Raw genomic sequence first — 24,954 nt, forward strand, 5'->3', positions numbered from 1 at the left:
AAAAATTAGCCCGCTGAATTGGCAGAAACTTCGACATGATCTCCATTGTTTCACGTGAAACACCTCGAATGTTGACAAAGAAAAACCCGTACCACTAAAGGTACAGGTCATAGCTTATCCTAAGATCCGCTGGTAAATCGATTTGGCATGGGTCAAATCCTTTGTCCCGTGAATAAGGGCACGGCAATCTTGAAAAATAACCATCCGTTCTTCGCCCATTTCAACCGACACCAAATAGGGGTTTCCCTTCACCACATAACCAAGTGTACTAAGTTGTCCAGCAAGGCGCTCCAACGATATCTCCCCTTTGGTCGAAGGGCGGATTTGCACCGTATCACGGCCGCACAGTACCGTAGTTTTCGTCATATTTTCACGATCAAGATATGGATACGTCCGTTCCTCGCCGCACGACAAGCAGCCGGCAAACTTTGCCTTAGACATCTTTAAGCTTGTATATTGATTTCTCCATAAATCAAAGCTGACAAACGAAGTCCGCACCGCATCCCAATCATCGACTAGCATCTTCAGCGCTTCCGCTGTCTGATGGGCGATTACCATTTGCACGGCAGGAGAAATAATCCCGCCCGTATCGCAGGTCATCCCCTGAAGCGGAACCTGGCGCAACAGACAATTTAAGCACGGCGTTTTTCCTGGGATCATTGAAAACGTCATTCCAAAGCTGCCGACGCAGGCCCCATAGATCCACGGGACCTTGTATTTTTGTGAGACATCATTCATCGCCATCCGGGTTTCGAAATTATCCGTCGCATCGATCATCACATCGACACCAAGGATAAGTTCCTCCAGCAATTCAGGGGTGGCATCACCGATGATCGAAACCACTTCCACATCGGAGTTAATCGCCCGCAAGCGTTTTTCCGCCGCTGCAGCTTTCGGAAGTTTCTCGGCGACATCTTCTTCGGTATAGAGCTGCTGGCGCTGCAGATTGCTGGCCTCAACATAATCTCGGTCAATTATCGTAATCTTGCCAACGCCGGCCCGGGTCAACACCTCAGCACTTCCTGACCCTAAGGCCCCTGCGCCGATGATCAGTATATGCTTGCGGCTAATCTTAGCTTGTCCTTCTTTACCAATCCCAGGAAAGAGGAACTGCCGTGAATACCGTTCGTTCATGATTTTCCCCTTTCTAAAAGAAAACCCGCCAATCAGCGAGCTATTTACGAATTTCCCCTTTTTATTTGCGCATTGAAAGGTTTTATTTGCGGATTGAGGAGCTTTATTTGCGGATTGAAAGGTTTTATTTGCGCATCAAAGGGTTTTATTTGCGCATTCAAAAATCAACCCTCAAATTGATGCTCATCCCCCGCTTACTGGCGGAATAAAGGCAATTTCATCACCATCTCTAATGACTTCATCGTTCGAGGCAAATTCTTCATTGACCGCAGTCATCACGGTGTCCATTTTCGGCAGGTTATATTTAGCCGATAACTCCGCTTTTAATTCTGCCACCGTTTTTCCACTGGCATCGACGGAAAGAAACTCTTCGCCGACTGCGTCACGTAAATGGGCAAAAAATAGTACCTTATTCATTTAAGTCACTCTCCTCAGGCTTGCCGCTTGGGTAGGCGACGGTTTCCAGCTGATTGCCCATCCATGCTTCGCCTTCTTCCCAATGCTCTTTCTTCCAGATCGGGACGATTTCCTTGATCCGTTCAATTGCATAGCGGTTGGCTTCATAGGCATCAGCACGGTGCGGCGTCGAGACGGCAATGACCACCGCTACATCGGTTATATCTAAACGGCCGACCCGGTGGGTGATTGCAACGCATGAACCTTCCCAGCGCTGTTCAATTTCCTGGCCAATCTGCTCGAGCTTCTTCACAGCCATCGCTTCGTACGCTTCATAGATTAAAAACAACGTTTTTTTACCCTTCGTTAATTCCCGAACGGTACCGATAAACGTCGTAATCGCACCAGCTTCGCGCTGGACCACCTTATCAATTACTGCTTGAATATCGATTGGTTCCTTTGATATTTGATACATCATCCTGATTACACCTCTACACCCAAGCACTTAAGCTCTGCATTTTCGACCACTTGGTAACCGCCAATTTTTTCGACTTGTTCTTTAAACGCATTCGATTGGATTATTGCCATTAGCAGCTTGCCGCTTTCGCTCTCATAAAAGCCTCTCGTCATCAGCAAATCATATTCTTCATCAGCAACAGGCACAAAATCTAGGTCCATAGCTTTTGCAGCAGGATAAATCCCGAGACCTGCCCCGTGCGCATCACCGTTCACTTCCGCTGCTACCGCTAAATGAGAAAACATTTCCCGGTCATAACCGGTAATATCTTCTGGTGTCAGGCACCCTTCCTCGAGTAAAAGATCAAAGAGGATTCGGGTTCCCGCTCCTTTTTGACGGTTGACGTAATTCGCATTCACACGGGCTAAGTCAGCCGCTGATTCAATGCCAAGCGGATTGCCCTTTGGAAGGATCCAGCCTTGCTTTCTTTTTAAAAATGGATACAGAACGACGTCTTGACCGGCTAATAGTTTGTTTATATAGGAGATATTATATTCTTTTGTACTTGGGTCAAGCAAATGAATACCGGCTACATGGGCCTCTCCTTTTCGAATCGCCATGATGCCTGCCATACTGCCGACATGGGAAGAGACAATTTTCATGTCGGTCCGCACCTGTTTTAAGCGTGACGACAACAGGTCAATCGTCAAATCATGGCTGCCGCAAAACACAATCGCCTGTTTGATTTCCTCAAGCGGACGCATAAGTTCTACTTCGGCTAGATCCCCTTGTTCGTAACCAATAATGTTAGCTGGGACGATTAACAGGCCATCTGCCCTGACATACGACATGGCCACTCCTGCCGCTCTTGTCAGCGGATTGGCAACGAACTGTCCATTCACATAGCCGATATTCATTCGTACGAAGTCCTCCGCACCCATGGACGAAACGATGCGGCGCCCTAGCTTGACGGTCACGGTCTGCCTTTTGGGTTCAGGGATTTGCAGGTACTTGCAGATAAGCGGTCTGACAAACCACTCGAGCGCCAAATAAGCCGAGACTGGATAGCCCGGAACTCCGACAACGATCTTCCCATTTATTTTTCCTAAAATGACAGGTTTGCCTGGCCGTGCGGCGACCCCATGGGTAAAGACTTCGCCGATTTCGCCAATAATGTGGACCGTGTAGTCCTTCGAGCCTGCTGATGAACCCGCATTAATGACGATGATATCAGAGGTCTCAGCTGCTTCTAAAAGTACTTCTTTAATTTTTTCCGGTTCGTCCTTCACAATCGGAAGGAGGTTCGGTTCTCCGCCCCAATCCTTAATGAAGCCAGCAAATACAGAGCCATTAAATTCAATGATCTGTCCAGGTGCTAACTCTGCATTGGCTTCAACCAGTTCATTCCCGGTCGGAATAATCGTCACGACAGGCTTTTTTGCAACAGGAATGACGGTTTGCTGTCCTGCTAATAGGACACCTAAATCAGCTGGCCTGATGATATGCCCTTGTGGAAAAAGCATTTCCTCTTGAACCACGTCTTCGCCAATCGGACGAATATGCTGCCAAGGGGTTGCTGGCTCGATAATTTCAATCGTTTCCTCATCAAGACAATCGACATGCTCAATCATAATGACGGCGTTAAACGGTGAAGGGATCGCGTTCCCCGTATCAACATAACAAAATTCTTCGCCCCGTTTCAGACGAAGTGGATTTTGCTCATGGGCTGTATAGGTATTTTCAGCCATGACCGCAATTCCATCCATTGCGCTGGCATGGTAATGCGGCATCGAGACCCGTGCAAAAATGGGTTCAGCTGTCACACGGCCCAACGCGTTAATCGTTGAGATTTCTTCCTTTTCAGGGGTCAGGACATGAGCTGCGAGAATTTCCTCTCTAGCTTGTGCTCGGGGTTTATCTTCTAAATATATTTTTCGTTTAAAGTTTTTATAATTCACTGCTTAGCCCCCCTTATCGTGAGACAAACACAGGTACGTATTCCCCCTGTGAAATTCCCTCTTTTTCTGAACTAATCTCAACAATTCCATCGCTTTTGACCAAGGTTGTAATTAAACCGGACTTGCCAATAATCGGCTCAGCCCACCATTCCCCTTCTTTTTCAAATAAACGGACCCGAATATAATCAGACCGTCCTGGTGAGGAAGGAATATTTTTTGTGATTCTAGCAAAAATACGCTCCGGTTTCCGCCGCGAGTCCTCGCCCTTTAATTTTCGTAAAATTTGCTCGCCAAACAGCTTAAAGATAATCATCGCAGAGGCCGGATGACCTGGCAGTCCTATCACTGGTTTCCCATTAGCCATTGCCAGAATCGTCGGTTTCCCCGGCTTAATCGAAATACCGTGGACAAAAACTCCCGGGTCGCCTAAAGACTGGATGACATCCGTGGTATAATCCTTTGCGCCGACCGAGCTTCCGCCGGAAAGGATTAAACAATCTACCTGATGATAGAGTTCACGGGCCTTTTGTTTAAACTCCTCAAAATCATCACGGACAATGCCTCCATATAAGACATCCACATTCCATTCGCTCGAAGATCCTGAAATCGTCAAATAGTTGATATCGCGAATTTGCCCTTCTACTAGTTTTTTTGTTTGATAGGGAACAATTTCATCACCCGACGAAAGGTAACCGACTTTTACTTTGCGGTAGACCGTTACAGTCGTAACCCCTAAAGAAGCGAGTGCCCCTAGCTCCTGCGGACGAAGTTTCGTGCCTGCCGTAAGAAGCGTTTCGCCTTCTTTAATATCTTCCCCAGCCCGAATCACGTTTTCTCCGGGTGCAATCTGCTTGTATGTATTTAATAGTGTATCGACCTCTTCACAATGCTCAATCATGATAACGCTGTCACTTCCGATCGGAAGCATCCCGCCCGTTGGCACATAGACCGCTTTACCTGGGCCGGCTTGTGCAGTTGGAACCTCACCCATTTTCACTTCCCCTGTAACCGTAAGGAAGCCTGGCATGGATTCGGAAGAACCATACGTATCCTTGGCACGAACAGCATATCCATCCACCGTTGAACGATCAAAACTCGGCACATTTTCCTGTGCAATCACTGGTTCAGCGAGGATATAGTGAAGCGCCTCTTCGAGCACCCGTACTTCGGTTTGCTTGGTTGCCGGTATTTTTTCCTCGATTAAGGCAAATGTTTCTTCCACTGTTTTTACTTTGAAAAATTGCATGGTTCCCTTTTTCCCCCTTATACTTCCTTGTTCTGCCCGTTAAAGCGGGGAAAATCCGCTTCAGCCCACTTTTTGGCGTCTTCATACTCGTTTGGGTGATTCATATTAAAAAAGACTCGTTCTAAGTCAATACTGTTTGAGTGAAGGTCTTTTTCTGTTACATATAAAACGTTTAAGTGATCGAGCAAATGCTTCATCCGGAGACGGTCCGCTTCGATCCTATCTGCAACCTCATCTGCCACCCTCTTTTGGAAGACGGCAAATAAAGGGTGCTGGATTCCATTAATAACGGGGATAACCGCATCATAATCGCCGCATTTTTGAACGAGCACCTCTGCAAGTTCTCCTGAAACAAATGGCATATCACAAGCTACAATAAAATTCGTATCATAATTGGAAGACAGCAAGCCGGCATGAACCCCTGCAAGCGGTCCTTTATCTGGATAATAATCCGAGACCATCTTCAATCCTAAAAATTGATAGTCTTCAGGATGATTGGTTACAAGAATTATATCATTAAAGGACAACTTTAGCGTATCGGCAATTCTCTCAATGCTGGTTTTTTCGTTTATTTTTAAAAGCGCTTTATTGGTGCCCATCCTGCTTGATTTTCCACCTGATAAAATAATAGCCGCTGCCTTCATCATTCGAGCACCCTCTTAATTCAAATCTTTCTTCTCGCCCACCGCATGATAGCCATTTTCCTGTGCAACATAATCCAAGTGGATCGAGTTTAAATCTAGTAAGGCTGCTGATGGTTTTTCAATATATTGTCGTATATCAATAATTTTAATATAGCCATTACATTTTTCGCAAACTTGAATTTGCGATACCGCATCGCCTTCAGAAAACAAATATCCATAGGTCCAATCGTCTAGGTTGTATTTTGTCAGTTGAAAAACAGCGATTTCGTAGACGTTAATAAGCAAGGAAATAGGATATTCATCGGGACAACCTTTATGGTTCATTGTTTTCTCTCCTCTTCAGGAAATACTTCATAAAATGACATTGACATAACGTTTATTCCTATCGTACTTCTGACCTAGTTTTTCAGAAGTAACAATTGTCACTCTAAATCCGTGTAAATAGTACAAAGGAGGCACTTGTCATTTTATTGTCAACTATTGCTTCCAAATCGATTTACCTAGTCTTGTCCTCGCGTGAATTCTGTTAAATTTATAAAATTGTTCTATACTAAGTAAGAGGTTTTAGTTAAGAAGGAGGACTACATATGACGATCAAAAAAGTAATGACGATTGCGGGCTCTGATACCAGCGGCGGCGCAGGAATTCAAGCAGACTTAAAAACATTTCAGGAGCTTGGCGTCTATGGAATGACGGCGCTGACATCGATTGTAACGATGGATCCGAAAAACAATTGGCACCATAACGTGTTTCCGATTGCGGTTGATACCCTTGAGACTCAACTAGAAACGATTCTTTCGGTTGGCATTGATGCAATGAAAACGGGCATGCTTGGTACGGTTGAAATTATCGAATTAGCGGCGCGAAAAATGGATGAAAATAAACTGGAGCGTGTCGTCATTGATCCGGTTATGGTTTGCAAAGGGGAAGATGAGGTCTTAAATCCAGAAACGACTGATGCGATGCGCGAGTTTCTCTTACCACGCGCGCTAGTGGTTACTCCCAATTTGTTTGAAGCCGGACAGCTTGCAGGAATGAAGACTCCGCGTACTGTTGCGGAAATGAAGGAAGCAGCGGTAAAAATCCACGAGCAAGGGGCAAAATTCGTGTTGATTAAGGGCGGCGGTAAACTCCAATCAGAAGAAAAAGCAATTGACCTGCTTTATGATGGAAAGGACTTTATGCTGTATGAGTCTGAAAAGTTTGCAACTACCTACACGCACGGAGCAGGCTGTACCTACTCATCAGCGATTACTGCTGAATTAGCCAAAGGGAAATCCGTTTATGATGCTGTCGATGTCGCGAAAGAGTTTATTACAGCCGCCATCCAGCAAGGCTTCAAGCTAAACCAATATGTCGGTCCAACCTGGCATGGTGCCTACCGCAGTGGACTTTCAAAAACAGAGTACTGTGAAGATTGTGTTGAATAACCATAGAGAAAAGAGCCGGTCGATTGATCGGCTCTTTCTTTTGATGTCATCTTTTGGTGTCAGGCACCGAGCATTGATTTCGCATTTTTTTCCTGATTCTAGTATGATAGTTACATTATTAACTAAAATAGACATTAGACTTAATCATTCTATTTATGAAGGGAAAGGAGGTTGCACTTTGGAACCTATTGATATGAAAGGCGTACAGGCTGCGATTACGAGCTTTGCCAATAAAGATGTCTACATTCACCTTGAAACGACAAACGGTGCCTATGCATCACATAACGACCAATCATTTTTTTCCGCTGGTGCATTCATCCGCAATGCGCTTGTCCGTTATGAATTAGGAAAAATAACAGGGAATGGCCCGTTTCGGGTTGGTTTGAAGATCAACCTTGGCTGGATTTATGCAGAAGGGATTACACATTACGAAATAGACGAAGACAATCACCTCCTGTTAGCCGGTCATGATAATGCAGGAAAACTGGCGGTTGCCTTGGAGATTTCCAGCACCCCCTTTGAATAATGAGGCAAGGCCCGAAAGGAGAATGATTTATGGAAAAAGAACGTCACCTCTTGGTCGTTTTTCCGCACCCTGATGATGAGGCATTTGGTGTGTCCGGGACGATTGCGACCCATGTACAGAATGGCACTCCTGTCACCTATGCGTGTTTAACCTTAGGAGAAATGGGACGAAACATGGGGAATCCCCCGTTTACCAATCGTGAAAACCTGCCGAAAATTAGGAAAGAGGAATTGAAGGAAGCGGCTCGGGTGTTGGGCATTCAAGACCTGCGCATGCTTGGATTCCGTGATAAAACGATTGAATTCGAAGACGAAGAGAAACTCGCCAACAAAATGTTAGCTTTGATTGAGGAAGTCAACCCTTCCCTTATTATTACCTTTTATCCAGGCTATTCCGTTCATCCTGACCACGATGCCACCGGTGCGGCGGTTGTTCGGGCAGTTGGGAAGATGCCTGCTGCCGTGCGGCCAACCTTACACTGTGTCGCCTTTTCGAATAATTGTGTAGACGAAATTGGGGAACCAGACATCGTCAATGATATTAGCCCCGTCGCAGAAACAAAACTGGCTGCCATCCAAGCTCACCGGTCGCAAACCGAGCAGATGTTTATTGGTATGGAAGAGAAGTTGAAAAATCAAGACCCGCAAATGATGAAGTGGATCAACAACGAACGATTCTGGACGTACAAATTTGATTAGCAAATGAAAAGCCCTTCATAGCGAAGGGCTTTTTTCAATGTTAATATTCCCGGTGCAGCAGTGTACAAAGCGTGCACCAATCCCGGATAATAATCTTCCTAGACTTCATATCAATAATCCCATCTTTTTTTAGCTTGGAAAAAACACGGCTTACGCTTTCTCTCGTCGTGCCAACGACGGTTGCAAACTCTTGAATCGTCAAGGGAATATCAATATCCCATCTGTTTAGACCATTATTAAATTTATTTCCCAGGCGCTCTAATGTCTTCACTGTCTTCGCATAAACATCGAGCAAGGCAACATCTCGTAATTGTGAGGTCATTTCCCGTAAGGCATCGCTCATATAACTGATCATTTGCATCGACAGCTCTGGGTGATTGAATAAATCCCGTTCTAATTCCAACTTATCCAAAAAGAAGATCTTTCCATCCTGGAGCATAGTCGCTGTCGCTGGATAAAACTCTGTCCGCTTTGTAAACAAACAGGCCTCTGCAAACACATCCCCTTTTTGCTTCACACAGACAATAATTTCATTGCCATTCTCATCCTGTTTTGTCAGCTTAACAGCACCTGAATGAACAAAATACACCCCCTTGGCCACCTCCGCCTCAGAAATGATCTGTTCCCCTTTTTTCAACTCCAGCGTTTGAATCCTCTTTTCAATAATCGAAAGCGACTTTTGTGATAGATCCTTAAAAATAACAATTTTTCGAAGTAAATCCGTTTGTATTACTTCTTGATAGACTCCTAGATGCGGATCTTTTAAACAATCGACTCGATTCATCCTTCTCACCACCCCTTTATAGAACTCTACTTTTGATAAATACTTACCATCTATTGTAAACAACTCCATCCGCTGATGTAGTGACGAAATTCACAAAATGTTCATTGTTATAAACCCAATTGAAACAATCGGTTTCACATAACGTTCAAAATCTACTAAAAAGGTGTGAGGTAGGTCACATTTTTCTCCCTCTTGAGCGATTAGGATGAAGGTGTTCATTTTATATAAAAAGGGAGGGAAAAAAGTGAATAAAGCCATTATTAGTTTTGTAGTCTGTGCATTACTTGGCTTTGGACTTGGCTACTTAGTGTTTGGCGTGATCATGGGGGATTCCGAAAAACAACCTCAGGTGGCACAAACAGAAACTACAGAAACTGCTGCTGCCAAAGAAGAAAGTACGGATGCAAAGGAAGCAACAACCGTTTCAGCTAATGAGGATAACATCCTTAACAAGAAGGGCTGTCTTGGCTGTCACAGTGTTGAAGCATTAAATATTAAGGGCGGTGCCGTAGGACCCGACCTTTCCCAAGCGTTTGCTAACGTGGAAGGGAAACATGGAAAGCCGATTGAAGAATTCCTGAAGGAGCCTACTTCTGCCGTTATGTCAGGCGTTATTGGCAAAAATCCATTATCAGATGAAGAACGCAAGCAAGTGTTAGAACTACTTAAACAAGCTTCTGAAAAATAATAAGGTGGTGTAATTAGATGAAAAAATGGATTCCGATTGCATCGGGTCTCTTAGCCGGGTTTGTAGCAGCAACGATCTCTTTTGCCGATTTCTCAGCAAAGACGAATACTGAAGCTTCTTCAAGCACTAAGAGCGATGCAGAAAAGGTGTATGTGCCATTCGGTCAAAAGGATGATTATTACCTATTTGCCTCTGGCGGTCACTCCGGCCAAATGTTTATTTATGGGGTTCCGTCGATGCGAAAAATTAGAACGATTCCTGTATTCTCCCAAGATTCCGCAACAGGTTACGGTTTCGATGAGCATTCCAAAAAAATGATGGGCGACTATACATGGGGCGACCTTCACCATCCAGCCTTTTCAGAAACAAAGGGCGACTATGATGGAAAATATATGTTTGCTACTGATGTAGGAAACAGCCGTGCCGCTGTTGTAGACCTTAAAACATTTACGACGAAAGATATCATTCAAGTTCCGAACACTGCCGGCCCACACTGTGCAGCATTCGTGACAGAAAATACAGAGTACATGTTCCTGCCAACACGTTTCGCCGTTCCGCTTGGCCAGAAGTATGAATCTCTAGATGACTTCAGCACACAATACCGCGGTGTTATGTCTGCTGTAACCTTTAATGAAAAGAATCAAAAACTAGGTATTGCTTATCAAGTGGCTCTTCCGCCATGGTCCTATGACCTATCTGATGCTGGTAAAAAAGAATCAGCAGATTGGGCGGTAATGACAACTTATAATACCGAAGAAGCGACTACTAATCTTGAAATTAATGCATCACAAGCTGACCGTGACTATATTGTTCTTTTTAACTGGAAAGAGCTTGCTAAAATGGTCAAGGAAGGCAAGTACGAAAATGTTGGCGGTCAAAAAATGATTTTCCCTGAAAAACAAAAAGGCGGAATTTATTTAATTCCTGTCGCTAAATCACCACATGGTGTCGACGTCACACCAGATGGAAAGCAGTTCATCGCTTCAGGAAAATTAGCACCGACAATGACTGTCTTCTCGTTTGAAAAAGCGTTTAAAGCGGTCGAAAACAAAGACTTCGCTGGTGAACGGAACGGGATTCCAGTTCTTAATTACAAATCAGTAATGGAAAGAGAAGTAAACCCTGAAAATGCTTTAGGACCGCTTCACACTCAATTTGATGACAAAGGCATGGCCTATACAACGATGTTCATTTCTTCTGAAATCGTGAAATGGGATCCAAATACAGGTGAAACATTAGACCGTGTGCCTGTTCAATATTCCCCGGGACACTCTGTTGCCGCAGAGGGTGATACCGTTGCACCAGATGGAAAATGGATTATTGCTTTAAACAAGATTGCTAAAGACAGCTACTTGTCTGTTGGACCTTCCCATCCTGAGTCGATGCAATTGATTGATATCAGCGGTAAGATGAAGGTCATCCAATCTTCACCAGTAGACCCTGAACCGCACTATGCCCAAATGATTAAAGCAGATAAGATTAAAACGATTAATGTATATCCTAAGGATGTCAAGAATAAGGAAGCCGTTTACAAGCAGAGTGATACGAAAATCGTCCGCAATGGCAACAAAGTTGACGTATACGGTATTGCGATGCGTTCGAAATTCATCTTTGATGCAAAAGCAAAACGACCAGACGTCATTGAAGTGAATGAAGGAGATCACGTCACCATCCATCTGACGAATATTGATTTCGATGAGGATATTACACACGGATTTGCCATCAACAGCTATAACTTAAACATGGAAGTTCAGCCTGGACAAACCAACACAATGGAATTTGTCGCGAATAAAGCGGGAACCTACCCACTTTATTGTACAAACTTCTGTTCTGCGCTCCACCAAGAAATGAACGGTTACTTCCTTGTAAAACCTAAGAAATAATATATTGGAGATGGGTATCAATTAAAGAGATTGATACCCATCCCTGTTTACAAATCTTATTATCGATAAAATCTAGTTGCAGCGCCTAGCCCCTCGAGGTCATAAGTCAATCCCTTAAGAAGGCAAAAAACGCCTTCTTGAAGGGCTTGCCTTATGCTTGTCGGGGCTGAGCAAGGCGCTTCCACTTTATAATAAAGGCGATGTTAACATGAAGGGTGAAACTAAGAAATTATCAGTAGTTTCTTCATTATTAATAACTGCTTCAACTATTTTAATTATCCTCTCATTGTTTTTCCCATGGTGGAAAATGGTCTTTGTTGCACCGCAATATCCCGAAGGGTTGAATATCATTGTTTACCCAAATAAGCTTGAGGGCGAAATCGATATTGTCAATGGTCTTAACCACTATATCGGTATGGCGAACTTCAGCGAAAAAAACTTCCCTGAATTATCGTATTTACCCTATTTGGTAGGAGGATTGGCTGCACTAACACTAATAACAGCCCTTCTACGAAAAAAATCTGTTCTATATGGCTTAATCAGCCTATTTGTGATTGGCGGCGGGTTAGGAGTCTATGACCTTCAACATGCGCTGAAAAAGTTTGGCACCAATTTAAGTCCTGATGCACCAATAAAAATGGATCCATTTGTACCGCCTATATTAGGGCATAATACAGTGGCGAATTTTCAAACCAACAGCCTGCTTGGCCTTGGAACATATTTGGTGATAGCAGCGTTTATCCTATTATTAATTCCGTTATGGAAGGAACGAAGGTAAATGAAAAAACTTGCGCTCTTATCTTTCATTTTTTCTCTATTTCTACTGATGAGCCCTGAGAAAAAGCTGGCCGCCGAAAATTTACAAGCAACCATCGACAGCCTGAAAGATGGGGCGGTATTACAGCTTGAAAACAAAACATATCAGGGCAATATTGTCATCAACAAAGCAATGACGATTATTGGCTCACCTAAAACCGTCATTAAGGGCGACGGAACGGGAAATGTCATTTCTATTAAAGCTCCCCATGTGAAGCTGAGCCATCTAACAGTAATGCACGGAAGTATGAACCGGAACTCTGCTGAAGAATACGCCGCCATCAAGATTTATACAAACAGCAACGTTGTCGAACATATCAACATCCGCGACTCCTTTCACGGCATATATTTAAGCCAGGCTCACGATAATACGATTCGTGCAAACCATATTAAGGGAATGGGCAAGGGCAAAGTCGCCGAGCAGGGAAATGGAATTCACGTTTATTATGCAAATAATAATCTGCTTGAAAAGAATACGATTGAAGGCACCCGGGACGGGATGTTCTTTGAATATGCCAACAACAATCACAGCTATGAAAATAATATTAGCCACACAAGATATGGACTGCATTACATGTATTCCGACGAAAACATTTTTAAGAAAAATACCTTCACGATGAATACCGGCGGCGCAGCCATTATGAACTCCAATCATTTGAAGCTCGAGGATAATCAATTTATCGTTAACTACGGCAACCAATCATTTGGCCTATTACTCCTCCAAGCCAATGATAATTTTATCGCCAATAATACCTTTTACATGAACCAGCGTGGTTTGTATATCGATCAAGCGACAAGAAACGAATTTCGTCACAATAAAATTGTTCAAAACCAAATCGGGATTGAACTATGGGCGAGTTCAAATGATCAAGTATTTACATTAAACCAAATTTCCGAAAATACGATTCCTGCGGTAACTCTTGGCGGCAATAGTGAGAATAATTCCTGGAGCAAGGATGGCAAAGGGAATGACTGGGGCAGCGCGTTCCCGATCACTGATTTAAACCAAGACCGCATTGGGGATTTTCCAATAACCTATCGTTCCTCTTTATATCAATTAATGGAGGACCAAGAATTATCCTATTTATTTTTAAAAAGTCCGGCCCTGAAGATATATGAAAAAATGAATGCCGCACTTACAAACGAAGCCATTATGTTTAATGACCCACACCCATTAACAGCGTCAAATGGAACACATACGAAAGTTATTTTCCTTATTGTCGGCTTACTAATTGTGGGGATTTTAATAAAGGGGAGACACCTACTATGCATTACACTTGGAAGGAATGGAAGGAAAATATAAGAGGAAAAGGACTTTGGCTAAGTCTAAGCATTATTGTTCTCATTTCAATTGCGATTTTATTTCGTTCCTCAGCCCTTTCATTTGATAAAGGCTTTTATGTGCTCTTAATCAACTTGTTTGATACGATTATCTATTTTATTCCGATTCTATGCCTATTTATCGGGGCCTTCTCGATTTTTCAAGAAAAGGAACAAAAAACATTGATCATGCTGCTGACAAAGACAGACTCTTTCGGAAGCTTCCTAATTAAAAAAGCCTTGGGCTTTATGCAATCGTCCTTGTCCCGCTGATTACGTGGTTTTTCATCTATTTGTTCCTATTAAAATTTAATTTCCAACTCGATATAAAGGGCTATTTTATCTTTGTGGCAGCAATCGTTTGTATGAGTCTCGTCTTCCTACAAATAGGTGCGGCCATCGGTAGTTTTAGCCGCTCGCGGATGCAGATTTTAGGGTTTACGATCTTCGTCTGGTTTTACTTTTTCTTCTTACATGATTTTATTTTGCTGTCGTTCTTACCTGATGTCACCCATGAAAATGTGAAACTATTTTCTTCCGTCTACTTTTTAAATCCGCTTCAAGCGATTCGAATGTTTCTAGAAACAGGCACGGGGGTATATTCCTTTGGCCATATGTCAAGGCTCTTACAAGCATTTATGTGGACAAAACCTGCATTCTTCCTGCTCGGAAATCTGTTGTTCTGGCTTATCACTTCGTTTTTAACAGCGATTGTTTTCAACCGTAAGGAGGGGTACGAATGATCAAAGTAACGAATTTAAACCAATCGTTTGGAAAAAAAAATGTCTTAGATTCCATCAATCTAGACATTAACCCAAACGAAATATGTGCCCTTGTTGGCCGAAATGGGGCCGGAAAATCAACGTTCATCAATAGTCTGCTTGGGTTACTGCCAGTGAAGCAAGGGGAAATTTTGATTAACGGGACTGCTGTTAACAAGAAAAATGATGAATGGAAAAAGACGATTGCTTATTTGCCGGAAAAATTCATGCTATATCCGATGCTGACCGGTCTTGAAAATATCACCTTCTTTGCAGAAGCTGTGACAAAGACGGCCAACCAGGAACGGATCGAGCAGGTGCTTCGCTCGGTCAGCTTGTGGGATGACCGTGATGTTCAAGTGAAGAAATATTCCAAAGGGATGCTGCAGCGCCTTGGTTTAGCAATCACCCTTTATCAGGATTCAAGCCTGCTCATTCTGGATGAACCGACGAGCGGCATCGACCCGCTCGGAAGAAAAGAAATTTTGGAGGTCCTTGGTTCCCTTCATGATAAAACGATTCTGCTGTCCTCCCACCATCTCGATGAAATCAAGCAGATTTGCACCTCTGTCGCCTATTTGGACAATGGAAAAATGGAAAAGTTTACAGTAGATGAATTTTTACAAACTCATAATTTAGGAGGAATCAGTTCATGAAGACACGGATCATCTTTGGCTTCCTTCTGCTGATTGCCTTAATCACGGGATGCAGTTCCGCCCCTGACTATAAGGTAACTGTCACGAAGGACCTTTATTTCGTCAAGGACACAGCGATGCCATTTGAAATAAAAGTAACCGAAAACAACAAGGCCGTGAAAGGGCTGGAGGTCGCCGCACAATTATCGATGACCAATATGGACCATGGCAGCTATGATGTTAAGCTTGTGGAAGGCAAAAGTGGGACCTACTCCGGCAAAGTGAATCTGCCGATGGGCGGTAAATATGAGGCCGCGTTTACATTAGAAAAAGACGGCAAAAAGGCAGAGAAAGTCATCGATCTACATGTGACCAAGCCAAAAGGTGTCGCCATCATCAACGGCGAATGGATTACCAATGAAGATGTCAGCTTCTATAAGTTGATTAACCAGTTACAGCTGGAAATCAACCGTGAGAGCGCGCAGAAAGAATACACGGGTAAACAGTTAGAGGAAGAATTGGCTTATTTAGATACTCAGGAAAAAACACTTGAGGATCAAAATCAATTATTAACGCAAATTATTCGCCTCCGTGCGATGGCCTTACTGGCGGATGAAAAGGGCCATAAAGCAGCTGAGACGGAAGTGGATGCAGCCCTCCTCAAAGCGCGCGAACAATATAATCAGTTCGAATCCGCTGAAAAGCTAATCAATGAGTACGGCGCAGATAAATTTTGGGCGACGGAAAAACAGCAATATCGAATGATTGTCATGTCGCAGAAGGTACAAAAGGACTTAATTGATAAAGTCAAAAAAGAAAACCCAAAAGCCGGCGAACAAGAAATCTACTACCAAGCCCAAAAAGAATACGAAGAACTCCTCGTTTCTCAGGTGAATTCACTAAAGATTGAGATACTCTAGAAAAAGAAGGGTGTCAGGCACCATGTGAATTCTTCACATGGTGCCTGACACCCTTTTCCTTTTCGGTTTATAAATCTCGTAATAGCACACGATATAGTTTATCGTCTTTTTCGTCCGGATTTCCTCTGCCGTCGGTGTTGTTGCTGACAAAGTATAGGTAGTCGCCGTCGACATACAGGTCACGAATTCGCCCCAGACTTGTAATGACGGGTTTGGTAATCTTCTGACGCAATCCAAATTCGCGGACGGCATTGCCTCTTAATGTTGCTGCAAAAAGCTTCCCATTCGCCGCAGCCAGCCCGGACGGTGCCCACGTTTCATCACCGGACTGATACAATGGGGTTACCATCCCCGCTTGCTGTTCCGCGCCTTGAATTACCGGCCAGCCATAATTCTCCCCTGGGGTAATCCGATTGATTTCATCATGAGCGGATGGCCCATGCTCACTAGCATATAAAGTCCCGCCAACCCACACTAATCCCTGCGGATTGCGATGGCCATAACTGTAGACATATGAGTTTGGAAAAGGATTGCCCGCTGGAATCGTTCCATCTAACTTCATTCGTAAAATTTTCCCATTTAACGTTTTCAAGTTCTGAGCCGTTTCCGGAGTGGTCGCATCACCTGTGGTGATGTACAGCATCCCATCCGGACCGATTTTCAGCCTGCCGCCGTGATGATAGGCAGCACTCGGAATCCGATCAAGCAGGATTTTCTCCTCGGACCACACAGAACCGTTCGTCCTTAGGACAATCATCCGATTAAATTGCCCCTTGCCATCATCACTATAGGTATAATAGGCGTAAGCCTTGTGATTATCTAGAAACTGAGGATCAAGAACAAAGCCTAGCAGCCCCGCTTCAGCCGCCTTGGCAAGCGGCTTTTCTAAACGAACTGGCTGGCGTTCTATTTTACCATTTTCAATCTTAACGATATTTCCGGTTCGTTCACTGATGTATAAAGATTGATTCACCCGATCAATTGACCAAGGCACTTGCAATTTTTCAGCCAAAACTTCTATATTTGGCTGATTCACAACGACCTCTTCCTCTTGGATCCTGTCGTCCTTTTTTTCAAAAAGAGAACAGCCCGAAAACATGACAACCATCATTAGTAAAATAGAACACGCTTTATTCATTTACTCCTACCTTTCTTAAATTACCTCAAGAATTGCCTTCCCTACGCCACTTTCTTCATTCGTAACCGTAATCACATCACAAAGAGACTTTATGTAATAATCGGCATTCCCCATTGCGACCGATCTTCCTGCTTTTTCAAGCATGGAAACATCATTATAATTATCGCCAATCGCCATGGTTTCCGCTAAATCAATCCCTTTTAATTTCACAAACGACTCCAGGGCAATCCCCTTTTGAGCCTGTGTATTGGTAATTTCTAAATTATCATGGCCAGACGTTGAAACGACGATTCCTTCTAGCTCTGAAATGGACTCGTTTGCTGACTCCAGTCGGTCTGCATCAAAGGAGAAGGCAAGTAATTTATAGATTTGGTAGTTTTCATCGGCAAATAAAAGTTCATAATCTTCGATCTTATGTATTAGGCCATCACGCAATCTAGCCCCAGCAGCCTCTGTAATCTCTTCTCGATTTACTTCGGGATTGGCACTCATAATGATGTCAACGAGAATGGATATCGCCTTGTCGGCATCCATCGTGAAGGCACCTTTGTTTGTGTATACTTCGAAATAAACATCCTTTTCCCTTAGCCTTGCCGCTACCTCTCTTGCCATTTGTTTGCTAATTGGTGTGGCTGAAAGAACGACTCCTTCCTTGGAGCGTACCTCTGCGCCATTCGCACATATAACCGGGCAAGTTATGCCAGCTTGAGCTAGGACGTAAGTTGCTTCTTGATACGATCTTCCCGTTGCGACCACAAATTCAATTCCTTGCGCTTGTGCTTTTACGATCGCTTCCTTATTTTCCTCGCTGATTAATTGACTCGAATTCAATAATGTTCCATCCATGTCTGATGCAATACATTTAATCATGTTGTCCACCCTCTATCCATTTTCATTATTGCCATTTTAACATGATTACCAAAACATTATCTCCCTTATGCTCATGCTAAATACTTACTTCCTTCGCGAACACTTAACGGTGCTAACTTTGTTCCTTCAATAAATCCCTTTACAGAGGCGGGATTTGTCTTCGAATATTCCCGTAACACCCAGCCAATTGCCTTTTGGATAAAAAATTCCTTACTGTCCGCATTTTGCTGTATGTATTGATAAAGCAATTCTTCATTCGTTTTTCCCTTATATTTTAATTGAAAAAGCAGTGCCGCTCTTCGCAGCCATAGATTATCATCAATGGCCCAGCCATTAATTGTTTCAGCCACCACTTCAGGGAATTTCTCGGCAATTTTTCCAACCGGCTTGGGAGCAATCGTATCAACCGTATCCCACCAAGACTTGGTTGTAATCAGTTCCTCCATAAATGGCAAATCCGTTTTCTCGAGCTTATTCAACGACTTTTCCATATAAACCAATGCTGTATATTGGTATTCTCGTTCTTCCTTCTCCCAAAGTTCTCGAATCAAATCTTGGTTAAACGGCTCTTTTAAGATCCCTGTCTCTTGAAAAAATTGCTTTTCCTGCACACTGCGCTGTGGTTTCTTGATGCCCAAGAAGGGGAAATGATCTTTCATATATTTCTTCATCGGTTCGGCATTTGCTTCATTGCGATTTTCTTCAAATAGTTGTGTTAACACCGCAATATTTGGCGACATCCAATTCCACCCTTTCAAAAAAAATACCCATTAAATCAATAGTAATTCTCTTACCTCCCAATATTTCCTTTATTTTTTTCGAATAAACCACTTTCCTGAAACCAAACTAAACCATAGTAGAAAAGGAGGGATATTACCATGACCAAGAAATACAACAAGGGCAGCAACAATCAAAACTCCCCGCAAGCAGGGAATGCGGAGGCTGAATTTGCCAGCGAGTTTGTGAGCGGTGATAACAGTAAGGGCAATAAACGTAACAAGGGGCAAAAAAGCAAAACGAATCCAAACCCATAAAAAAATAAATGCACCCGAAACATCTTCAGAAGACCGTTCATTTGAATGGCACCAAAAGAAAGAACTGCCCCATTTCAGGACAGTTCTTTCTTACTTAGTGACAACTAAATGAACGGATTCTGTTTAAATCCATTCCGTAATATTCCCAGTGGTATCCGCGCCAGCGATACCCGGCGATCGAGGTTCTGCCTACATAGGTTGGATAATACCAGAAGCTTCTTCCATTATTCAACCAAACATAGGTATAACGGTACAGACAGTGCCTAATTCCACCTGGGTCAACCGCATATAATCCAGCTGTTTCATGAGGGATGTAGGTTGGCGGCGGTGCAGTCGGGGCACCTCCATAATGCGGGCCACCTCCAAATGGTGGATGATGTCCTCCCCCGTGCGGCGGCGGGTGGTGCCCTCCACCGTGCGGCGGTGGATGATGTCCTCCTCCATGCGGCGGTGGTTGATGCCCTCCACCGTGCGACGGTGGATGATGTCCTCCTCCATGCGGCGGTGGTTGATGCCCTCCACCGTGCGGCGGTGGTTGATGCCCTCCACCGTGCGACGGTGGTTGATGCCCTCCACCATGCGACGGCGGTTGATGTCCTCCACCATGCGACGGCGGTTGATATCCTCCACCATGCGACGGCGGTTGATGTCCTCCACCATGCGGCGGTGATTGCCGCAGGTTGTTTTCATAAGAAAAATTAGGCATAATACCGTGACCCTGAGGGTAATTGAAGTGATCCAAGGCTTTAGTCCCCTTCTATTTATATTCCCTCTAATGTATGCGCCCCGCCTAATTTGGTGAAAAGCTATTAATATATATTAGTGATATTCGAACGTTTGGTTATTCTACCTTGCTCGCTGCTAACTCCCTGATTTCCTCCGCAATTTTACCCTGGATCCGTTCGACGACTGAAAAATCCATGGCGGCAATATAAATTTCCTCTAACTCATCATGAAGTTCCTTTGCCTTGGCCAAATAAGAAGTAGCCTCAAGCATTTTATTTTTGTAATTGGTCGAGATTTTAGTGATGATATCTGCAAAAATTTCATCAGTCCCGGATGCAATCAGTAATTCATACATATCAATGATTTCATCCCCATCTCTGCTTGGGAAATATTCATGTGGTGCGGTACTATCAAAGATAGCAATGCCCAGTTCCCTGAAAATCACCATATCAAGGCTGTGCGGGTCAAATCCGCAATGATAGACTTCTACATCGACCCCTCTTACTTCGGCCGCTGCGGCAAGCTTCTTCAGCATCGTTGATTTCCCAGAACCCGGACGCCCTTTAATGAAATAACGTTTTGGAATTTCTTCGGTTAGATTCGGGACATAGTCTACCGGCCCTTTTGGCGTAGCAGCACCTAAAAAGCGGTGGCGGATATCAGATTTTTTACTGAGCTTCATTTTTCCAAAAAAGGTGTCAATTAATTTATTGGTTAATTGATCGGCTTTCTTAAAATCCATGCTGTTGATATAAATATTTTCCCAATCATCGTGGATATCCAGCGCTTCTTTATAGGTATCATACGCCTTATGAAAGGACTGACTAATCTGATTGGTTAACTTCAGGATCGTATTTTTATGGATGGCCAGCGCACGGGCATCCCAGGCTTCACCAAGGTTAATGTATTCGTCAACCGCTCCAGGTGCTTTCGGTTCAATCACATGCGGAGCGGTACCATCGACAATTCCCACCTTTAACGCTGGGATCAACACTCCATCAATGGAATTGTTATCAGAAGAACAATGTAAAAATTCAATATCATAGCCCTTTTCAAACCACTCATTACCGATTTTTTTCATTAATGAGGATTTACCTGTTCCTGGACCGCCTTTTAAAATAAATAACCGGTCGAGACCTTGAAGATTGGAGTCATATAAATTATGAAAGCCTCTCGCTGTATTCCCGCCTGCAAAGTAATTTTTGATTTTCCCTGCCACTCATCAACACTCCCTTTTATAGTGACAATCGTAAGATAAATTCAATTTCACCCTATCTTATGCGATTGTCTTTTATAGGTGAGTGCCTAGGGAAAAAATCTTACTTAATGATGGGGACAATGTCAGCTTTTGTGACCTCTTGCAATAGAACAGGGTCTAATACGATTTGAACCCCAATTTTCCCGCCACTTACAATGATTGAATCGATCGACCTACAGCTTTCATCCATAAAGGTCTTATATTCTTTTTTCATGCCAATCGGTGAGCAGCCGCCGCGGATATAACCAGTCCATTTCTGAATATCCTTTACCGGAAGCATTTCAATATTCTTTTCACCAGCGGCTTTGGCAGCCTTTTTTAAATCCAATTCCTCAGCCACGGGAATGACGAAAACATATACGTTCTTACTCGCGCCCTGTGAAACCAGCGTCTTATAGACTTCCTTTGGGTCCTTGCCTATTTTCTCAGCAACAGACACACCATCGATTTTCCCGTCTTTATTATCGTATGTATGCATTTCATAGCGAACTTTTTTTGCATCAAGAATGCGCATTGCATTGGTTTTTACTTGTGCCATTATAACCATCCTTTAAAACAATTTTTATAAAGGCATTATATCAAAAAACTAGGTCTAAACGGATTAGCAAATAAACTAGCAAAAGTAAGAAGGAGAGCCTGTTAAAAGGCTCTCCCTACTAATAAAAAATTACTGAAACCATGCCTGGTAGTATCGGGTGGTCGCAACAGCATAATCACCTCTAGTTACTTTCTTATTTGGCTCAAAACTAGCTTCAACAGTTGGTACTAGATCATATGGTCCTTGTTTTACTGCAAAATTAGCATTAAGAATATTGAGGTCAAGTGCTAATTGGACATATCCTTTAAGCGAAGCCGGAATAGAGCCACTATCCTTAACTGAAATCCGCTCATCTTTATACTGAACGGTTACATCTTCAGTAATCTCCTGTACCTGCTTCTCTAGACCAAGCGCTTGAATTAGCGAGTAGGCTAGCTCCGCGCGGCTCACCTCACCGTTTGGATTAAAATTACCGGAGGAATTGAGCTGCATAACGCCGCTGTAAGTCTGGAACCCATCGCGGATAGCAGCACCTTTTGATAACACTGCTTTGGCAAATGGCAGGTCTACTGCCTGAACATCCTTCACCGTAGGGGCCTGACTTTGGCGAATTCCTGCCCCCATGACTAAATAGTGGGCTAATTCTTTACGTAATAAATATTGATTAGGCTTAAAATTACCATCAGAATAGCCGTCAACAAGCTTTTCACCTACAGCCATTTGAATAGCTGATGCTGCTGGATTTCCTGCAATATCATTTAGGCCTGAAAAACCGCTAACCTTTGAAAAGGAGAGAGTCCCATCAATCGTTTCAGGTAATCCAATACCGACTGGATTTGCTTTATTATAGTGAAGGCCATCGATTTTAACCTGCCATGTCCCAGCCTTAGGTGAATTGACGGTTGCAGTTCGATCAGGGTAAAGTGTGAACAATAAACTAATCCCTGAACTGTATTCCGTGCCGTCTGGAGCAACTAATATAAGGTTTAATGGATTTCCTGTTTGACTCAGTAAGCCATAAGCATTAATTCTCGCTGACAATTGGGATACTCCATCTGGTACTTTAAAAGAGTAACTGTTTGAAGATGAAAGCAATGGATTATAGTCTACATGAAAGGAGGAACGTTCGACTGTTGAATTGACATTGCTATTAAATTTTTGATTAGCGTTTACTGTCTTTCCGTATGTGTTTCCAAACAGGACAGCATCTAATGCATCATAGGCATTAACATAGCCTGTTCCAACTTCCCATGTCTCGTAACCAGGCATATTTGTAGCCGTATCCTGTAAAACCTTCTTGATTTCATCAGGTGTTAGCGTTGGCTTGGCTTCAAGTAGAAGAGCCACAATCCCGGCAACATGCGGTGTTGCCATTGATGTACCGCTCATCGTTGTATAAAACGGCAGGTAGGCCGGTTCAATCAGTTCAGCATCACTAGTTGCACCGAGGCTAGAAACTGGCGCAAGTACGCGTGTTGAGATAATATCGACACCTGGAGCCGTAACGCTTGGTTCATCCTTCCATGTCCACGTCGTACCATCTATTTCAAATGTGCCGCCGACCCCTTTTGTTCCTCTTGAAGAGAAATCTGCCAGCGAGCCATTCTTTTCACCGGCAGCGACTGAGATGACCCAAGGAGCTTTGGCGTATGGATTGTGGGTGTTTTCGCCAGGGCCTTCATTTCCAGCAGCAAATAGAACCGTGATACCGCGGTCATAGGCTGCTTTACTTGCTAGATTAATAGGATCGTTCGGGTCAAAATCACCTGAAGAACCCCAGGAGTTTGTAATGACACGAATATTATATTGAGCTTGGTGGGTAATCGCATAATCAAAGCCGCCAATTCCGTCGAGAACAAACAGGGCCGCACCGGAACCATAGCCGATTAGGTCAGCACCAGGAGCAACTCCTTCATATTTTCCGTTTGACATTGCGCCTGTGCCGCCAACAATACCGGCGACATGGGTGCCGTGTCCGGAATTAGAATCGGTATTAGGAACGTTTTCCATGTAAGTAACCGGCAGTAGGCTTGGCTCCAGTGCGTTTAAATTTAAACTCGCTGAGACATTTTGAACGAGGTGGGTGCCATACTGGATGTCCTTATGCGTTCCGTCAACCCCGCTATCATTAATAACGACACCAACCCCTTTGCCTGTTATCGGCAAGCCGCCATTTGCCTTTTGCATTTCTGCATCGGTGCGCGCCTTGTCCACGCCCGTTACATTAGTAGCATCCGCATTATAATATTCCAGCTTCTGATTTAAATAAATCGATTTGACTCCGGGAGAGGCGGCAAGCTTATTAATTTGCTCCTTTGTTGCGAGAACGCCTGCAATCGGTAATGCTTTCATCGTAATTCCTTTGGAAATTCCTAAGCCCTTTAACAAATTCAAATTGTCTTTTGTAGGAGCGCCTTGACCATCAAAGCTTACGATGATCTGTAATGGCTCAACAGATTTCTCTAGTGCTTTGACCAATTGACTATCAAGGACAGCAGATGTGACCTCTGCGTTTGCTTTTGATAGACCTGGTATAACGAGCGAATATATTAAAACTAGTGCAAGAAAGCCTGATAACCACCTTTTCACATTCCATTCCCCTTTTCTATTAGCATTTGAACTACTTGTGATCGACTTTTAACACCAAGCTTCTTAAATAAATTACTAACATGGATTTTTACTGTTTTGTCACTTATAAACAGGCTTTGAGCAATTTCTTTGTTATCCCTTTTCCATAGAATCCAAGCATCGACATCAATAAATTCTGGTAGATTATTAGCAAGAAAGGTTAACCAATCTGGCGAAGCAATTCTTTTATTTAATTCCGAAGATATGCTAAAAAGGGCCTTTAATTTGGACTTCTCCTTCTTTAGATTTGCAATGATTGAACTCAATAATGGCAAAACAGGAAACACTGCTTTGTTAATTAAATTTGCCATAAAGAAGCTGACAATTAGCAGTGCAGGGTTAAAAAATACAATACGGAGAGGACGTCTTTTAAAAAGATTAATAGCAGCAACAAGCAGTAATATCCATCGGTTCTTCCCAACATACCAATATTATAATTTTCTGTTAATTATTATTAGTTTAATGG

Annotated in this window: 27 protein-coding genes and 1 pseudogene; 12 read left to right on the top strand and 16 right to left on the bottom strand. The window is 43.3% G+C overall.

The genetic code is table 11. From position 1 onward, the window contains the following. Positions 1-114 precede the first annotated feature (114 nt). The 7 genes from J7E77_RS17700 to J7E77_RS30680 form a co-directional block, all read right to left on the bottom strand. Positions 115-1,134: a thiazole biosynthesis adenylyltransferase ThiF gene (locus J7E77_RS17700; protein WP_214716073.1), complete on the bottom strand. Its 1,020-nt coding sequence runs from the start codon at positions 1,132-1,134 to the stop codon at positions 115-117. 183 nt (positions 1,135-1,317) lie between these two features. Then, complete coding sequence (gene moaD, locus J7E77_RS17705) at positions 1,318-1,551, bottom strand: molybdopterin converting factor subunit 1 (RefSeq protein WP_214716074.1); 234 nt, start codon at positions 1,549-1,551, stop codon at positions 1,318-1,320. After that, complete coding sequence (locus J7E77_RS17710) at positions 1,544-2,008, bottom strand: molybdenum cofactor biosynthesis protein MoaE (RefSeq protein ID WP_088084792.1); 465 nt, start codon at positions 2,006-2,008, stop codon at positions 1,544-1,546. The genes moaD and J7E77_RS17710 overlap by 8 nt, the downstream gene beginning before the upstream one ends. 5 nt (positions 2,009-2,013) lie before the next feature. After that, positions 2,014-3,945 carry a molybdopterin biosynthesis protein gene (locus J7E77_RS17715; RefSeq protein ID WP_214716076.1) on the bottom strand — a complete coding sequence of 644 codons (1,932 nt, stop codon included), beginning with the start codon at positions 3,943-3,945 and terminating at the stop codon, positions 2,014-2,016. Between the two features lie 13 nt (positions 3,946-3,958). Next, a complete protein-coding gene (locus J7E77_RS17720; RefSeq protein WP_214716077.1) occupies positions 3,959-5,191 on the bottom strand; it encodes a molybdopterin molybdotransferase MoeA in 1,233 nt (410 codons plus the stop codon). A 17-nt stretch (positions 5,192-5,208) separates the two neighbouring features. Beyond that, positions 5,209-5,838 (bottom strand): molybdenum cofactor guanylyltransferase, encoded by a 630-nt coding sequence (gene mobA, locus J7E77_RS17725; protein ID WP_251026501.1) that lies wholly within the window; start codon positions 5,836-5,838, stop codon positions 5,209-5,211. A gap of 12 nt (positions 5,839-5,850) precedes the next feature. Continuing rightward, entirely contained in the window at positions 5,851-6,159 is a 309-nt protein-coding gene (locus tag J7E77_RS30680; RefSeq protein WP_251028102.1) for a hypothetical protein, read from the bottom strand. A 263-nt stretch (positions 6,160-6,422) separates the two neighbouring features. Between J7E77_RS30680 and pdxK the strand changes: the two genes are divergently transcribed. From pdxK to bshB2, 3 genes are all read left to right on the top strand, one after another. Next, positions 6,423-7,265: a pyridoxine/pyridoxal/pyridoxamine kinase gene (pdxK, locus tag J7E77_RS17735; RefSeq protein WP_214716078.1), complete on the top strand. Its 843-nt coding sequence runs from the start codon at positions 6,423-6,425 to the stop codon at positions 7,263-7,265. 193 nt (positions 7,266-7,458) lie between these two features. After that, a complete protein-coding gene (locus J7E77_RS17740) occupies positions 7,459-7,791 on the top strand; it encodes a YojF family protein (protein WP_374102987.1) in 333 nt (110 codons plus the stop codon). A 29-nt stretch (positions 7,792-7,820) separates the two neighbouring features. Then, positions 7,821-8,489 (top strand): bacillithiol biosynthesis deacetylase BshB2, encoded by a 669-nt coding sequence (gene bshB2, locus J7E77_RS17745; RefSeq protein ID WP_214716080.1) that lies wholly within the window; start codon positions 7,821-7,823, stop codon positions 8,487-8,489. 40 nt (positions 8,490-8,529) lie between these two features. Here the strand turns inward: bshB2 and J7E77_RS17750 are convergent, their stop codons facing one another. Further along, positions 8,530-9,273, bottom strand: coding sequence for a Crp/Fnr family transcriptional regulator (locus J7E77_RS17750; RefSeq protein ID WP_214716081.1), 744 nt, complete (start codon positions 9,271-9,273; stop codon positions 8,530-8,532). A 244-nt stretch (positions 9,274-9,517) separates the two neighbouring features. Between J7E77_RS17750 and J7E77_RS17755 the strand changes: the two genes are divergently transcribed. The 8 genes from J7E77_RS17755 (at position 9,518) to J7E77_RS17790 (ending at position 16,296) form a co-directional block, all read left to right on the top strand. Then, positions 9,518-9,961 (top strand): c-type cytochrome, encoded by a 444-nt coding sequence (locus tag J7E77_RS17755; RefSeq protein WP_214716097.1) that lies wholly within the window; start codon positions 9,518-9,520, stop codon positions 9,959-9,961. A 17-nt stretch (positions 9,962-9,978) separates the two neighbouring features. Continuing rightward, a complete protein-coding gene (nosZ, locus tag J7E77_RS17760) occupies positions 9,979-11,844 on the top strand; it encodes a Sec-dependent nitrous-oxide reductase (protein WP_214716099.1) in 1,866 nt (621 codons plus the stop codon). Positions 11,845-12,052: 208 nt separating this feature from the next. Further along, a complete protein-coding gene (locus J7E77_RS17765; RefSeq protein ID WP_214716101.1) occupies positions 12,053-12,622 on the top strand; it encodes a hypothetical protein in 570 nt (189 codons plus the stop codon). After that, positions 12,623-13,963, top strand: a complete 1,341-nt coding sequence (gene nosD, locus J7E77_RS17770; protein WP_214716103.1) for a nitrous oxide reductase family maturation protein NosD — start codon at positions 12,623-12,625, stop codon at positions 13,961-13,963. After that, complete coding sequence (locus tag J7E77_RS17775; protein ID WP_214716105.1) at positions 13,927-14,253, top strand: ABC-2 transporter permease; 327 nt, start codon at positions 13,927-13,929, stop codon at positions 14,251-14,253. Before nosD ends, J7E77_RS17775 begins: the two co-directional genes overlap by 37 nt. 20 nt (positions 14,254-14,273) lie before the next feature. Beyond that, positions 14,274-14,723 carry a hypothetical protein gene (locus tag J7E77_RS17780; RefSeq protein WP_215020809.1) on the top strand — a complete coding sequence of 150 codons (450 nt, stop codon included), beginning with the start codon at positions 14,274-14,276 and terminating at the stop codon, positions 14,721-14,723. Beyond that, positions 14,720-15,397, top strand: a complete 678-nt coding sequence (locus J7E77_RS17785; RefSeq protein WP_214716109.1) for an ABC transporter ATP-binding protein — start codon at positions 14,720-14,722, stop codon at positions 15,395-15,397. Before J7E77_RS17780 ends, J7E77_RS17785 begins: the two co-directional genes overlap by 4 nt. Then, positions 15,394-16,296, top strand: coding sequence for a FixH family protein (locus tag J7E77_RS17790; RefSeq protein WP_214716111.1), 903 nt, complete (start codon positions 15,394-15,396; stop codon positions 16,294-16,296). The genes J7E77_RS17785 and J7E77_RS17790 overlap by 4 nt, the downstream gene beginning before the upstream one ends. Before the next feature lie 67 nt (positions 16,297-16,363). On the opposite strand, the gene J7E77_RS17795 is transcribed toward J7E77_RS17790, so the two are convergent. From J7E77_RS17795 to J7E77_RS17805, 3 genes are all read right to left on the bottom strand, one after another. Then, positions 16,364-17,434: a PQQ-dependent sugar dehydrogenase gene (locus J7E77_RS17795; RefSeq protein ID WP_214716113.1), complete on the bottom strand. Its 1,071-nt coding sequence runs from the start codon at positions 17,432-17,434 to the stop codon at positions 16,364-16,366. Positions 17,435-17,449: 15 nt separating this feature from the next. Next, on the bottom strand, positions 17,450-18,304 hold the full coding sequence (locus tag J7E77_RS17800; protein WP_214716115.1) for a Cof-type HAD-IIB family hydrolase: 855 nt from the start codon (positions 18,302-18,304) through the stop codon (positions 17,450-17,452). 71 nt (positions 18,305-18,375) lie between these two features. Beyond that, positions 18,376-19,044, bottom strand: a complete 669-nt coding sequence (locus J7E77_RS17805; protein WP_214716117.1) for a DNA alkylation repair protein — start codon at positions 19,042-19,044, stop codon at positions 18,376-18,378. A gap of 138 nt (positions 19,045-19,182) precedes the next feature. Between J7E77_RS17805 and J7E77_RS17810 the strand changes: the two genes are divergently transcribed. Further along, entirely contained in the window at positions 19,183-19,338 is a 156-nt protein-coding gene (locus tag J7E77_RS17810) for a hypothetical protein (protein WP_214716119.1), read from the top strand. A gap of 94 nt (positions 19,339-19,432) precedes the next feature. On the opposite strand, the gene J7E77_RS17815 is transcribed toward J7E77_RS17810, so the two are convergent. The 5 genes and pseudogenes from J7E77_RS17815 to J7E77_RS17835 all read right to left on the bottom strand — a co-directional run. Further along, entirely contained in the window at positions 19,433-20,080 is a 648-nt protein-coding gene (locus J7E77_RS17815; protein ID WP_214716121.1) for a hypothetical protein, read from the bottom strand. A gap of 99 nt (positions 20,081-20,179) precedes the next feature. Further along, the gene (locus J7E77_RS17820) at positions 20,180-21,283 is read right to left on the bottom strand and encodes a PRK06851 family protein (protein WP_214716123.1); all 1,104 of its coding nucleotides are present in this window, start codon (positions 21,281-21,283) and stop codon (positions 20,180-20,182) included. A gap of 100 nt (positions 21,284-21,383) precedes the next feature. After that, entirely contained in the window at positions 21,384-21,860 is a 477-nt protein-coding gene (ybaK, locus tag J7E77_RS17825; RefSeq protein WP_214716125.1) for a Cys-tRNA(Pro) deacylase, read from the bottom strand. Positions 21,861-21,989: 129 nt separating this feature from the next. Continuing rightward, positions 21,990-24,449 (bottom strand): S8 family serine peptidase, encoded by a 2,460-nt coding sequence (locus tag J7E77_RS17830; RefSeq protein WP_214716127.1) that lies wholly within the window; start codon positions 24,447-24,449, stop codon positions 21,990-21,992. Continuing rightward, positions 24,446-24,583, bottom strand: a pseudogene (locus J7E77_RS17835) (response regulator transcription factor); the annotation flags it as partial. The pseudogene J7E77_RS17835 and the gene J7E77_RS17830, both read right to left, overlap by 4 nt. Between the last annotated feature and the right edge of the window lie 371 nt (positions 24,584-24,954).

The organism is Bacillus sp. ISL-77 (genome assembly GCF_018613105.1).